Consider the following 12,811-nt stretch of genomic DNA (forward strand, 5'->3'; position numbering starts at 1 on the left):
ATAAAACATATTAGACTATAATATCAAAAAAACCAGCGAAAATCAATTTTTCACTGGTTTTTAATAATTATTTATTGTTTTTAATAATTACTTATTATTTTTAATTGCCTTTATTGAAAGGTTTATTCTTTCCTTATCATCTATTTCAGTAACCATTACATCTACTTTGTCACCAATAGATAAAACATCTTCTACCTTATCAATTCTTGAATTTGATATTTGAGATATATGTAATAATCCTTGCTTTCCTGGTAATATTTCTACAAAAGCACCGAATTTTTCTATTCTAGTAACAATTCCATTGTATACTTTGCCAACTTCTGCTTCTGCTACTATTTCAGATACCATATCAATAGCTTTCTTAATCATGTCTGATTCTACTCCAACTATGTATACTTCTCCTGTCTGTTCTATATCTACTTTTACGCCTGTCTCATCAATGATTTTATTTATCATTTTACCACCAGGTCCAATAACATCTCTTATCTTGTCTGGATTAATTTGCATCTTAACAATCTTTGGAGCATATGGAGAAAGTTCTTCTCTAGGCTCAGTTATTTCTTTTTTCATTTCATTAAGAATATGTATTCTTCCTTCTTTAGCTTGTTTTAGGGCCTGTCTCAATACAGATTCATCAATTCCAGCTATTTTTATATCCATCTGAATTGCTGTAATCCCCTTTTCTGTACCTGCAACCTTAAAGTCCATATCGCCCAAATGGTCTTCCATTCCCTGTATATCAGATAAAACTGCAACTTTATCATGGTGCTTTATAAGACCCATCGCTATTCCTGCAACCATATCTTTAATAGGAACACCTGCATCTAATAAAGATAGTGTTGAAGAACAAACTGATGCCTGTGAAGTAGAACCATTTGAACTCAATACTTCAGATACTAGTCTTATAGCATATGGGAAGTCTTCTTGAGATGGAATAACTGGCAACAATGCTCTTTCAGCAAGAGCTCCATGTCCTATTTCTCTTCTACCAGGACCTCTAGAAGGTCTAGTTTCTCCAACAGAATAAGAAGGGAAATTGTAGTGATGCATATATCTCTTGTTTTCTTCTTCATCTAATCCGTCAAGTTTTTGAACATCACCTAGAGCACCCAATGTAGTTACATTTAAAACTTGAGTCTGCCCCCTAGTGAATATAGCAGATCCATGAGTTCTAGGTATAATTCCTGTTTCACACCATATCGGTCTAATTTCATCAAGGGCTCTATTATCTGGTCTTACATTTTCATCTACAATCAAGCTTCTGACTTCATCTTTTATAATAGCATGAAGAGTATCTTCAATATCTCCAGCTACTTCATCAAAGTTTTCTAGTGTTTCTTCAAAATGTGATAGTGTTTCTTCACTTACTGCATCCATTTTTTCTGTTCTCTCAACTTTTTCTACTGTTTTAACAGCTTCTCTCATTTTTTCTCGTGCAAATGCATCAACAAGCTCAACTATTTCTTCTGAAGGTAGATGTAGTTTTACATCAGTCTTTTCGTGACCAACTTCTTCTACTATATGTTCAATAAATTCAACAATTTTTACAATTTCTTTGTGAGCAAATAAAATAGCTTCTAACACTACTTCATCTTCAACTTCATCAGCGCCTGCTTCTACCATCATTACAGCATCTTTAGTACCAGAAACAACTAAATGAAGATCACTCTTTTCTCTTTCTTCTTGATTAGGGTTTACAACAAATTCTCCATCTATAAGACCTACAAGTATAGATCCAGTTGGTCCATTAAATGGAATATCTGATATAGATAATGCTATAGAAGAACCTATCATCGCAACTATATCTGGTGTACAGTCTTGATCTACAGATAATACTGTTGCTACTACTTGTACATCATTTCTAAACCCTTCTGGGAATAATGGTCTGATTGGTCTATCTATTAATCTTGATGTTAATACAGCTTTCTCAGAAGGCTTACCTTCTCTCTTTAAAAATCCTCCTGGTATTTTACCAACAGAATATAATTTTTCTTCAAAATCTACGCTTAATGGGAAAAAGTCTATTCCTTCTCTTGGCTTAGATGACTTTGTAGCATTCACCATTAGCATTGTGTCCCCGTATCTAATTATACAGTTACCATTTGTCATTTCACATATCTTACCTATTTCAACAGTTAACTTTCTTCCAGCTAACTCTGTTTCAAAAATTCTATGTTCAAACATAGTTTCCTCCTCAATTACCTATATATATTACTTAGAAAAGCTTATTGCAATTATATCTGGACCCGTATGAGAGCAAACGCAAGCTCCACCTTTTACAGAATATATTTTTTTCACTTTATCTTTTAACCTTGCTTCAACTTCTTCTTTTAACTTCAAGAAGTTTTCTTCATTACTTCCGCGCCCAATTAGAATTGTTACGTCACTTGGATCGCTACCAATTCTTTCATCTACTAAATCAACCATTTTTGTAACTAGCTTTTTTACCCCTCTTACCTTTGCATCTAGGTTTATTTCACCCATTGCCATTTTAAAAATAGGCTTAATATTCAACATGTTACCAATTACGGCTGTTGTTAGTGGAACTCTTCCACTTTTTTTAAGAAAATCAAAAGATGCCGGTGCAAATAGTATCTGTGCACTATCTTTTATGTTTTCAAGATTTTCTTTTATTTCTTCATAACTCATTCCTTCTTCAAGCATTTGACTAGTTCTTACAACTAATTGACCAGCGCCTAGTGATAGTTGCTTAGTATCAAATAAATATATCTCACCTTCTGTATCTCCCTTTGCTAGAGTAGCACTTTGAAATGTACCTGTAGCAGTTGAAGATCCTGTCATACATATAATTTTTTTGCCTTCGCTAATATACTTATCAAATACTTCTTTAAATTGCATATAAGTAGCCTGTGATGTTTTCGGAATTTCATTGGTTTTAGATACCATATCATAAAATTCTTCTTTAGTTATGTCTATGCCATCTCTGTATTCCTTACCATCCATAATCAGTGTCAATGGAATAACTTCTAGATACTCCTTGGCTGATATTTCATCAGGAATATCACATAAGCTATCACAAATTATTTTTATGTCCAAATGTATACCTCCTAGCATGCGTTTCACTAATATTTTATATACTCAATATTACTATTTTATCATAATTTGGAGAATAAAAATAGTTTTTAAGATAAATTGCTTAAAAACTACAAAATGGCAGATATGATAATCTCATATCTGCCAAAAAAGAATTATTTTCTTAAACCTAACTTAGCTATTAGAGCTCTGTATCCTTCAAGATCATTTTTCTTTAAGTAAGCTAATAGATTTCTTCTTCTACCAACCATCTTTAATAGACCTCTTCTTGAGTGGTGATCTTTCTTGTGGATCTTTAAGTGTCCGTTTAAATCATTGATTCTAGCTGTTAATAAAGCTATCTGTACTTCTGGAGAACCAGTATCTCCTTCTTTTCTTCCAAATTCTTTCATTATTTGTTCTTTGTTTATCATTTTCTTCCTCCTAATATTATGTAATCGCCTTTAGCCAAGCTTTGAATGGAGAATCCTAAAGCCTCGCTAAGGTTAAAACCTTTACCATTATATCATATTATTTTTATTTATTCAAATATATTTTAAAATTAAGTTCTTTTTTAATTTAGCTGAATATATCACTATATTTCATCTACTTTTATACAGATTCTTTTTCAAATTTATTTTTAATTTTTACATTATGCAATTCTCTAATTGTATTTATCTTTTCATTGTATTCGCAATCAACTTTTATATGACTTTCTAAATATTTTACATATTCAGTTCTAACATAATTTTCATCTTTGATAAGCTGTTTTTTTAACTCGTCTTTACTTTCAAACTTTATTTCATCTCTCATTTTTTCTATAAATTCTATCCTCAATGTTTTACCGTATATAGTCTTATCAAAATCAAGTATGTAAGTCTCAATAGATAGTTTTTTACCATTTACTGTTGGATTTGTTCCAATGCTAGTTGCTCCACAATAAACTTCTCCATCTACTACAGCTAATGTCGCATATATGCCTTTTTGCGGTATTATTTTATCTTTATCTGGAACTATATTAGCCGTTGGGAATCCAATTGTACGTCCTATTTGCCTAGCTTTTACAACTACTCCTTCTACTGCATGATACCTTCCTAATAGGTGTTGAGCAGACACCATATCGCCTTCTGAAATATATTTTCTAATAGCTGTTGAACTTATTCTTTCTCCATTTAGTAATACTGGTGTGACAACTTCAACTCCAAACCCTAATTTTTCCCCATATTCACACAATAATTCCGGATTACCCTCTTTTTGTTTAGCAAAGCTGAAGTCATGACCGACTATCATCATTTTTGAGTTAAGCTTTTCTATAATTATCTTCTCAACATATTCCTTTGCATTTATTTTTGTCATTTTTTCATCAAACGTAATACATACATATACATCTACACCTAATTGCTCAATTATTTTTCTCTTTTCTTCCGGTGTTATTAAATTTTTTAAATATCCTGGTTTGAAATAATTAACTGGGTGGTTTAAAAATGTAAAAACTACGCTTTTTAAATTATGTTTTTTTGAATACTCAACTGCTTTTTTTATTAGTACTTGATGTCCTATATGTACTCCATCAAAATTTCCAATTGTAACACATGTATCAAATGGAATATTAATCTCTTCTATACTATTAAATACTATCATTTTACCACCTTACTCTAATTTAAATAATTTTTCACTCTTTACACTTATTTCTTTTTCTTTTCTTATAATTTTTCCAATTCCTATAAAACCTTCATTTGAATATACTCTTGCTTGAACATCGCTGTCAGTAAAAGTATACTCTTCAAATCTATAAGATTGTATTATACCACCATTAGTATAGTACTTCACAGCATTATTTTTTAAAATTATATAAGGAAATTCTCCTAATACCTCTTCGATTGAGTAACTATTTTCACACAATAAACCTTTACTCTTATAGTTTTCTAACTCTTCAAGAGTAATCGCTTTATCTATTTTAAAAATTCCACTTTGTATCCTTTTTAAGTCAGACATATGTGCACCCACACCCAATATTTCACCTATATCGTGGCAGATACTCCTTACATAAGTTCCTTTACTACATAAAACTTCGAAAGAAATCGTAGGAAAATCAATATTTTTCACTTCAATTTTCTTTATTTCAATTTGTCGTGGTTTTATTTTAATTTCACTTTCCCTTCCGCTCCTGACAAGATCACACATTCTTTTTCCGTTTACCTTTAGTGCGGAGTATTTAGGTGGGAGTTGATTTATTAATCCCATTTGAGATTTTATTGCTTCTAAAACTTCTTCTTCTGTAATATGACTTATATCTTTTTTGTATACTACTTCTCCAGATGAATCATATGTATCAGTTTCTATTCCTATTGTCATTTCACATGAATATGCCTTGTCTTTATTCAGTATAAGATCACTCACCTTTGTAGCTCTTCCCACACATATAGGCAATACTCCTTCTGCATCAGGATCCAAAGTTCCTGTATGGCCTACTTTTTTCATACCAAGAATTTTTCTTACTTTGTATACAACATCATGAGATGTCATTCCTTTTGGCTTGTTTATATTAAATATTCTATCCATAACCTTACCTTACTTATATATATTTTTCAGCTTTTTCTAAAATCATCATTCTAGCTATTTTAGTGTCTACATCTTTTATCGTACAACCAGAAGCTCTAACGTGGCCGCCACCACCAAATTCTTTTGCAAGCTTTGTACAATCCACATATCTCTTTGATCTAAAACTCACTTTTATTTCGCCCATTTGCTTTTCTTTAATGAATATACCTAATTCTACACCTTCGATATCTCTAGTATATGGTGTGATTGGATCTATATCATCATATTTTAATGAGTTTCTATCAATCATTTCCTTTGTCACTGTAGCTATTGATATTTTATCATCGATTACTTCTAAATTTTCTAGAGTTTCTCCTAGCAATTTGTAAAAATTTAGAGAATTATTTTGGTAAATATTTTCTATAATTGTTATTTTATCTGCACCACGCTCTATTAAATTTGATGCCATTAAAAATGATGACGGACATGTATTTGAATATTGAAAATTACCAGTATCAGTAATTAATCCTGTATATAGAGCAGTTGCTATTTTTTCATCGATTAATTTAACTTCATGTCTATTTTCATATTCTGAAATTATTTCATATACCATCTCTGAAGTGGAAGACATATCAGAGTCTATAAATTTTAAAAATCCATACTCACCATTTGTAACATGGTGATCTACACATATAATACCTCTACTTTTTTCTAATATATCTATGTCTATATTTAATCTCGTATAATCTCCTGCATCTAATGCTATTATTACTTGATTTCTATCATTCACCTGATATGATTTCTTCTTAATTTCTTTTTCATACAAAAACATTAAATTATTAGGATATTCATCATCCAATACATATGAAACTCGCTTTCCTAATTTTTCAAGAAAACGAAACATAGCTAACGAAGATCCAATATTATCTCCATCAGGATTTTCATGAGAAGTAACTATATAGTTGTCATTTTTTTCAATAAAATCTAGTATATCATTGATTTCTTTTATATTAATCATTATTTCACATCCTTAAATACTTATATTTATAAAATTATCATTTATCTATTAGAAAAATCCCTATAAGAGTTACTTTAAAACACATATAATGATTTTACTAATAGATAAATAATGTCAATAAATAGTACTGACATCATTTATTATACAACAAAATGAAGATTATCACATCAAATTGTTAACTATTTATAAAAATATACCCATAAATATGCCCCTATAACTTAACTAGCTCATAGGGGCATTGATTTATTTGATTTAAACAAATACTCAAATTTGTTATATCAATATACTTTTATTATTTTTTTTCATTAACGCTTTTAATAAGTTCATCCATCTGCATTCCTCTTTCGATAGAATCATCTTTTTTGAACATAATTTCTGGAACATATCTAACTTTCACATATTTCCCAACTTCTCTTCTTATATATCCTCTTGCGCTATTTAGACCTTCTAGAGATTCTTTTTCATCTCCTCCAAGTGTGCTTACATATACAAATGCATATCTTAAGTCATTTGTAACTTCTACGTCTGTAACACTTATCATAGATGTTATTCTAGGGTCTTTTATTCCGTTTATAAGCATTGTGCCTACAACCTTTTTAACTTCTTCACTAATTCTTTTAATTCTATTTGAAGCCATATTAACCTCTTTTCCAAACTGTCTAGCAATATTTAGAGTTAGTCTAAAGTTCTTTCAACTTCTTTTACAATATATGCCTCTACTATATCGCCTTCTTTAACGTCATTATAGTTTACAAAACTCAATCCACATTCATATCCGTGAGCAACTTCTTTTACATCATCCTTAAATCTTTTTAATGCTGCTAGCTCTCCAACATGTATTATGATTCCATCTCTTACTATTCTGACCTTACTATTTCTAAGAATTTTTCCTGAAAGTACATAACAACCTGCTACTGTACCAATTCCTGAAATCTTATAAATTTCTCTTACTTCTACTTTTCCTGTATCTTCATCTACGTATTCTGGATCTAATAATCCGCTCATAGCTGCTTTTACATCTTCTATAGCTTTGTATATAACAGTATATGTTCTAACATCTACTGATTCTTTTTCAGCGACTTGCTCAGACCCTGAAACTGGTCTTACATTAAATCCAATTATTATGGCATTAGATGCAGATGCTAACATTACATCCGATTCAGTAATTGCACCTACTCCTCCATGAATAACTTGAACTTGAACTTCATCAGTTGACAATTTTTCTAAACTCTGCTTTACTGCCTGTACTGAACCTTGTACGTCGGCTTTAATTACTATGTTAAGATCTTTTACTTGACCTTCGCTCATCTGTTCAAATAGAGCATCTAGAGATATTTTTGATGAAGCTTTTAGAGATTCTTCTCTCTGAATCGCTTTTCTCTTATCTGCAATCAATCTAGCTGTTTTATCATTTGGAACTTCGACAAATTGATCTCCACCTGAAGGAACTTCAGATAGTCCTAAAATTTCAACTGCAGTAGATGGACCAGCTTGCTTTACTCTTTTACCTTTAAAGTTAATCATGGCTCTAACTTTACCACTAGCAACACCTGCTACTATAGGATCTCCTACTCTTAGAGTTCCTCCTTGCACTAGTACAGTTGCCACAGGTCCTCTTCCTTTATCAAGCTCAGCTTCTATGACAGTCCCCACTGCTCTTTTATTAGGATTTGCTTTCAATTCTTCTACTTCAGCAACTAATAAAACCATCTCTAAAAGATTTTCTATATTTAATCTCTGCTTTGCAGAAACTTCAACAGAAATTACATCTCCACCCCAGTCTTCAACAAGAAGCCCTTGATCAGCTAACTCTTGCTTTACTTTGTCTGGATTTGCAGCAGGTTTATCAATTTTATTTATAGCTACTATAATAGGAACTCCAGCCGCCTTTGCATGGTTGATTGCTTCAACAGTCTGAGGCATTATGCCGTCATCAGCTGCTACTACTAATATAGCTATGTCAGTAACCTGTGCTCCTCTTGCTCTCATTGAAGTAAAAGCCTCATGACCAGGTGTATCTAATAGTACAATTTTATGATCTTTTATTCTTACTTCGGAAGCCCCTATGTGTTGTGTTATTCCTCCAGCTTCTCCTGATATCACGTCTGTATCTCTAATAGCATCTAATAGAGAAGTCTTACCGTGGTCGACATGTCCCATTACAGTAACTACTGGAGGTCTTGGTACAAGATCTTTTTCATCATCTTCCTCTATATCCATCAAAGATTCTATTTCTAATTCTTCTAATTCTGAAGACTCATTTTTTATTAGAGAAAATCCATATTCGTTACTTACTAAAGAAGCAATATCAAAGCTTATTTCTTGATTTATTGTAGCCATAGTACCCATCTTCATCAACTTCATTATTATTTCTGATGCAGATTTTTCCATTTTTTCGGCTAAGTCCTGAACTGTTATCTTGTTGTCTACCTCGATAACATTTCCTCTTTCTTCTTTTATCTCTTGATTTAACATCTCTATGAAAAGTTCTAAATCCTCTCCTTCAAGATATTTTTCGTCTGTTTGTTCAATACCAAAGTCATTAATTTTATTCACGATTTCTTGTTCGCTCATGTTATAATCTTCGGCAATATGCTTTATGCTAGTTTTAGTCATAAATACCACCTCCTAAAGTTCGCCCTATTTTTCAATTTTAGATTTATCTTCTAATAAATTTATTAATTGAATCGAAATATTTTTATCTAATATACCAACTACAGCTCTTGGGCTTTTTCCTATCGAATTACCAAGCATGACTTTATTACCAAACTCGAAAAACACGATATTTCTAAAGCTGCATTTATCAGAAAAAAGTTTTTTTGTATTATTAGATGCATCCTCTGCAATTATGACTAGCTTTACTGCTCCCTTTTTCAAGGATCTCAGTGTCGTATCATCTCCAGAAACCAAATTTCCTGCTCTCGTACAAAGTCCCAACCAAGAATACACCTTTTTTTCGATCATTTCATTATTCATTTTCATCTTCATTCTCATACTTCTCTAGTTCTTCAATCAAATGTGAATACACATCATCTTCAACGTCTACTCTAAATGCTCTATTAAGTGCTTTTGTTTTTATTGCTTTTTCAAGACACTCTTTTGTAGCACATACGTATGCACCTCTTCCATTTGCCTTGCCAGATGGATCAAGAAAAATTTGACCTTCTTTATTTTTTACAATTCTAATCAGTCCCTTTTTATCCCCTCTAGTCTGACATGCGATGCATTTCCTTTGAGGTATTTTTTTTGTTTTTATCATAAACGCACCCCCAATAAATTATTAAATATATACTTTACTGATTTTATTCCTCTATTGTCTCTACTTCTTCAGCAGTTATATCATCAGTGTTTTCTTGATCATCCATTTCAGCAAATTCTTCTTCAACTTCTACATCATCTTGTTTCTGTTCTTCTAAATCACTGCCTTGATCTAAATCTATTATTTCTTCTTTTTCTTCAATTGACTTGTCGTTAAGAGCAATTTTTTCAATTAACTCTTTTTCTTCCTCTTCTGAAAAGTCAGATTCTGGTTTTATATCTATTTTCCAATTTGTAAGACGAGCTGCCAACCTAGCATTTTGCCCTTCTTTACCTATTGCCAAAGATAATTGATAATCAGGAACTATGACAACTGCTGATTTTTCTTTTTTATCTACAAATACTTTTGTTACCTTTGAAGGACTTAAAGATGCTTCGACAAAAATACCAATATCATCATTGTATTTTACTATATCTATTTTTTCATCTCCTAATTCAGCAACTACATTTCTAACTCTTGATCCCTGAGTCCCAACACAAGCTCCAATTGGATCAATATTTGGATCAACTGATTTAACAGCCATTTTTGTTCTTGATCCAGCTTCTCTTGATATAGATTTAATTTGAACAATCCCTTGCTGTATTTCTGGAACTTCCATTTCAAATAATCTCTTTACCAATCCCATGTTGCTTCTAGACACTAATATTTGAGGATTTTTATTAGTTTTATTAACTTCCACCACATAAAACTTTTTAGTTTCCCCTATTTTGTATTCTTCCCCAGGTATTTGTTCACTTTGAAGTAGAATACCTTCGCCTTTTCCTACCTGTACAAAAACTATTTGTTTTCCATCTTTTATTGAAATTCTAGAAATTTCTCCTGTAATAAGTTCATCTTGTTTTTCTACAAATTCATTGAAAGTCATTTCTCTTTCTGCTTCTCTTATTTTTTGAACTACGATTTGTTTGGCTGTTTGAGCTGCTATTCTTCCAAAGTCTCTTGGAGTAACTTCATATTCAAGCACATCTCCTAATTCATAGTTTTTGTTTACTTCTCTGGCTTCTGCAAGCTCTATCTCTAAGAAGTTATCGTATAGATCAGATTCATCTACAACAGTTCTCTGTGAATATACCTTAATGTCACCAGTGTCTCTATTTAAATCTATTCTTACATTTTGAGCCGAACCAAAGTTCTTCTTATACGCAGAAGTAAGTGCTTGCTCTATTGTTTCAAGCAAAACTTCTTTATCAATTCCTCTATCTTTTACAAGTTCATCAAGAGCTTGTATAAATTCTGCATTCATTAGATTCCCTCCGTTTATTAAAATAGCACTAATAGACGTATTTGTGCTACTTCTTTTCTATTTATACTTATTTTATTGTCATTATAGATAAGTTCAATATTTCCATCACTATCCAAACCAATTAAGGTTGCTTCTATCTTTTTAGTTTTCAAAATTTCATCATTTTTATATAATTTCACTTCTACTTCTTTACCTGAATATTTTTTGAATTCTTTATCTCTTTTTAAAATTCTGTCAATACCTGGCGAACTTACTTCTAAGAAATAATTTTCTTCTATAAAGTTCTTTTCATCTAGTATTGGGCTTATTTCTTTGCTGATTTCCTCACACTCTTCAAGACCTACGCCTCTTTCGCTATCTATAATAACTTTTAGATAGTACATTCCCGCTTCTTTTACATATTCTACATCAACTAATTCGAATCCACGTTCTTCTGTGATAGGCTCAACTATTTCTTCTACTCTTTGAGCTATATTTTTTTTCATAGCACTTGCACCTCCATTCAGATAGAAATTAAACTACTATTAAATTTCTACATTAAATATTAAGTCAGCTAAAAAAATTGCATAAAAAATGTGAGCCAAAAATGCCTCACAAGAATTAATAACTTCTCTAATCTATCTCTGTATATTGTACCACTATAGCCATTTATTTGCAAGTCTTATTTTGAGTTAGTTCTGTATATTGTAAAGTGACTTTTATAAGAATTCTTTCCCTTTTCATAAATGACTAAAAATTTCATTTTTTTATTTTTATCGAAATCTATAAATATTTTTTGCACATAGTTACCTATTTGATACTTTCCTTTATTTACAATGTATAAATTTGTACCAGATTTTACTATTTCATTTCTAATTAGCTTTTTTTTATGATCCTTATCATACATATCATATGTTATTGATGATACCTCTTTATAGTTTCCTTTTATAGGCTCATCGGTATACTCCATATGTACTATTCCTATAGATTCTTTTAATTCGTTTCTAATTCTATCTTCAACTACGATTGAAATTTCTTCCAATTCTGACCTTTCAAGAATGGTATTATTTATTCTAGTTATAGATTTTAATAAGCAACCAATCGTCAATAATACTACAGCAGCAATAGACAAATATGCAATCAACTCTAAAGTGATATATCCTCTCTTTTTGCTCAAGACAATTCCTCCCCTTTATCTTTTAACAAATAGTCTACTAACGCCTTGTTCTTTTCATAGTCTTCCCTATAAGAAACTACTCTGGCACTTGCTAACATAATCGTTATTCTTTCAAGTCTTTTGGTTTCTCTTTGAAAAAAATACACACTCAAGCCTTTATTTGGTGCTCCTTTTCTTCCAGTATTATTGAAAACTATACTACTTTCTCCAGAAAGTATCTTTATATTATCTGGAAGATTCTCTGTAGTTATTGCTTTATCATTCTTAAAAATAGTATACTTATCATCTTCTAAAAATACTTCATAAAAATCTTCCCTGTCAGAAACTAACATATTAAGTTTTCTTATATCCGATTTGAATCTGTAGACTTCTGAAGAAAAGACTATTTCTTTGTCATTGTATCTAGGAAAAGATAATATAAAAATTAATCCAATTATACTCATAGCTACTATTAGTTCGATAGTAAGGTATCCATTTTTTTTATTCTTCAAAAAATCACTC

The 12,811-nt window shown here is 31.1% G+C and carries 14 protein-coding genes; all 14 read right to left on the reverse strand.

The features are described 5' to 3' along the window. Positions 1 to 87 precede the first annotated feature (87 nt). Positions 88 to 2,184 carry a polyribonucleotide nucleotidyltransferase gene (pnp, locus tag C0982_RS04330; RefSeq protein ID WP_101772990.1) on the reverse strand — a complete coding sequence of 699 codons (2,097 nt, stop codon included), beginning with the start codon at positions 2,182 to 2,184 and terminating at the stop codon, positions 88 to 90. 27 nt (positions 2,185 to 2,211) lie between these two features. Next, positions 2,212 to 3,057, reverse strand: a complete 846-nt coding sequence (locus tag C0982_RS04335) for a DegV family protein (RefSeq protein ID WP_101772991.1) — start codon at positions 3,055 to 3,057, stop codon at positions 2,212 to 2,214. Between the two features lie 152 nt (positions 3,058 to 3,209). Continuing rightward, the gene (gene rpsO, locus C0982_RS04340) at positions 3,210 to 3,467 is read right to left on the reverse strand and encodes a 30S ribosomal protein S15 (protein ID WP_101772992.1); all 258 of its coding nucleotides are present in this window, start codon (positions 3,465 to 3,467) and stop codon (positions 3,210 to 3,212) included. 178 nt (positions 3,468 to 3,645) lie between these two features. Continuing rightward, positions 3,646 to 4,674, reverse strand: a complete 1,029-nt coding sequence (locus C0982_RS04345) for a bifunctional riboflavin kinase/FAD synthetase (RefSeq protein WP_101772993.1) — start codon at positions 4,672 to 4,674, stop codon at positions 3,646 to 3,648. Positions 4,675 to 4,683: 9 nt separating this feature from the next. Beyond that, complete coding sequence (truB, locus tag C0982_RS04350) at positions 4,684 to 5,595, reverse strand: tRNA pseudouridine(55) synthase TruB (RefSeq protein WP_101772994.1); 912 nt, start codon at positions 5,593 to 5,595, stop codon at positions 4,684 to 4,686. Positions 5,596 to 5,608: 13 nt separating this feature from the next. Beyond that, positions 5,609 to 6,592: a DHH family phosphoesterase gene (locus tag C0982_RS04355; RefSeq protein ID WP_101772995.1), complete on the reverse strand. Its 984-nt coding sequence runs from the start codon at positions 6,590 to 6,592 to the stop codon at positions 5,609 to 5,611. A 292-nt stretch (positions 6,593 to 6,884) separates the two neighbouring features. Beyond that, complete coding sequence (rbfA, locus tag C0982_RS04360; RefSeq protein ID WP_101772996.1) at positions 6,885 to 7,229, reverse strand: 30S ribosome-binding factor RbfA; 345 nt, start codon at positions 7,227 to 7,229, stop codon at positions 6,885 to 6,887. 38 nt (positions 7,230 to 7,267) lie between these two features. Beyond that, positions 7,268 to 9,208: a translation initiation factor IF-2 gene (infB, locus tag C0982_RS04365; RefSeq protein ID WP_101772997.1), complete on the reverse strand. Its 1,941-nt coding sequence runs from the start codon at positions 9,206 to 9,208 to the stop codon at positions 7,268 to 7,270. Positions 9,209 to 9,232: 24 nt separating this feature from the next. Continuing rightward, positions 9,233 to 9,580 (reverse strand): L7Ae/L30e/S12e/Gadd45 family ribosomal protein, encoded by a 348-nt coding sequence (locus C0982_RS04370; RefSeq protein WP_330399778.1) that lies wholly within the window; start codon positions 9,578 to 9,580, stop codon positions 9,233 to 9,235. Further along, positions 9,561 to 9,851: an RNase P modulator RnpM gene (gene rnpM / locus C0982_RS04375; RefSeq protein ID WP_180946856.1), complete on the reverse strand. Its 291-nt coding sequence runs from the start codon at positions 9,849 to 9,851 to the stop codon at positions 9,561 to 9,563. Before rnpM ends, C0982_RS04370 begins: the two co-directional genes overlap by 20 nt. A gap of 43 nt (positions 9,852 to 9,894) precedes the next feature. Next, entirely contained in the window at positions 9,895 to 11,154 is a 1,260-nt protein-coding gene (gene nusA / locus C0982_RS04380; RefSeq protein ID WP_101772998.1) for a transcription termination factor NusA, read from the reverse strand. A 17-nt stretch (positions 11,155 to 11,171) separates the two neighbouring features. Further along, positions 11,172 to 11,639: a ribosome maturation factor RimP gene (locus C0982_RS04385; RefSeq protein ID WP_101772999.1), complete on the reverse strand. Its 468-nt coding sequence runs from the start codon at positions 11,637 to 11,639 to the stop codon at positions 11,172 to 11,174. A gap of 176 nt (positions 11,640 to 11,815) precedes the next feature. Further along, a complete protein-coding gene (locus tag C0982_RS04390; RefSeq protein ID WP_101773000.1) occupies positions 11,816 to 12,310 on the reverse strand; it encodes a hypothetical protein in 495 nt (164 codons plus the stop codon). Beyond that, entirely contained in the window at positions 12,307 to 12,801 is a 495-nt protein-coding gene (locus tag C0982_RS04395) for a hypothetical protein (RefSeq protein WP_101773001.1), read from the reverse strand. Before C0982_RS04395 ends, C0982_RS04390 begins: the two co-directional genes overlap by 4 nt. Between the last annotated feature and the right edge of the window lie 10 nt (positions 12,802 to 12,811).

Source organism: Peptostreptococcus faecalis (genome assembly GCF_900240845.1).
In the GTDB taxonomy this organism is placed as follows: Bacteria; Bacillota; Clostridia; order Peptostreptococcales; family Peptostreptococcaceae; genus Peptostreptococcus; species Peptostreptococcus faecalis.

Coding starts and splice junctions, on each gene's coding strand:
- infB (WP_101772997.1), bottom strand. CDS start 9,208: ATGACTAAAACTAGCATAAAGCATATTGCCGAAGATTATAACATGAGC.
- C0982_RS04345 (WP_101772993.1), bottom strand. CDS start 4,674: ATGATAGTATTTAATAGTATAGAAGAGATTAATATTCCATTTGATACA.
- truB (WP_101772994.1), bottom strand. CDS start 5,595: ATGGATAGAATATTTAATATAAACAAGCCAAAAGGAATGACATCTCAT.
- C0982_RS04355 (WP_101772995.1), bottom strand. CDS start 6,592: ATGATTAATATAAAAGAAATCAATGATATACTAGATTTTATTGAAAAA.
- pnp (WP_101772990.1), bottom strand. CDS start 2,184: ATGTTTGAACATAGAATTTTTGAAACAGAGTTAGCTGGAAGAAAGTTA.
- nusA (WP_101772998.1), bottom strand. CDS start 11,154: ATGAATGCAGAATTTATACAAGCTCTTGATGAACTTGTAAAAGATAGA.
- C0982_RS04385 (WP_101772999.1), bottom strand. CDS start 11,639: ATGAAAAAAAATATAGCTCAAAGAGTAGAAGAAATAGTTGAGCCTATC.
- rnpM (WP_180946856.1), bottom strand. CDS start 9,851: ATGATAAAAACAAAAAAAATACCTCAAAGGAAATGCATCGCATGTCAG.
- rbfA (WP_101772996.1), bottom strand. CDS start 7,229: ATGGCTTCAAATAGAATTAAAAGAATTAGTGAAGAAGTTAAAAAGGTT.
- rpsO (WP_101772992.1), bottom strand. CDS start 3,467: ATGATAAACAAAGAACAAATAATGAAAGAATTTGGAAGAAAAGAAGGA.
- C0982_RS04370 (WP_330399778.1), bottom strand. CDS start 9,580: ATGAAGATGAAAATGAATAATGAAATGATCGAAAAAAAGGTGTATTCT.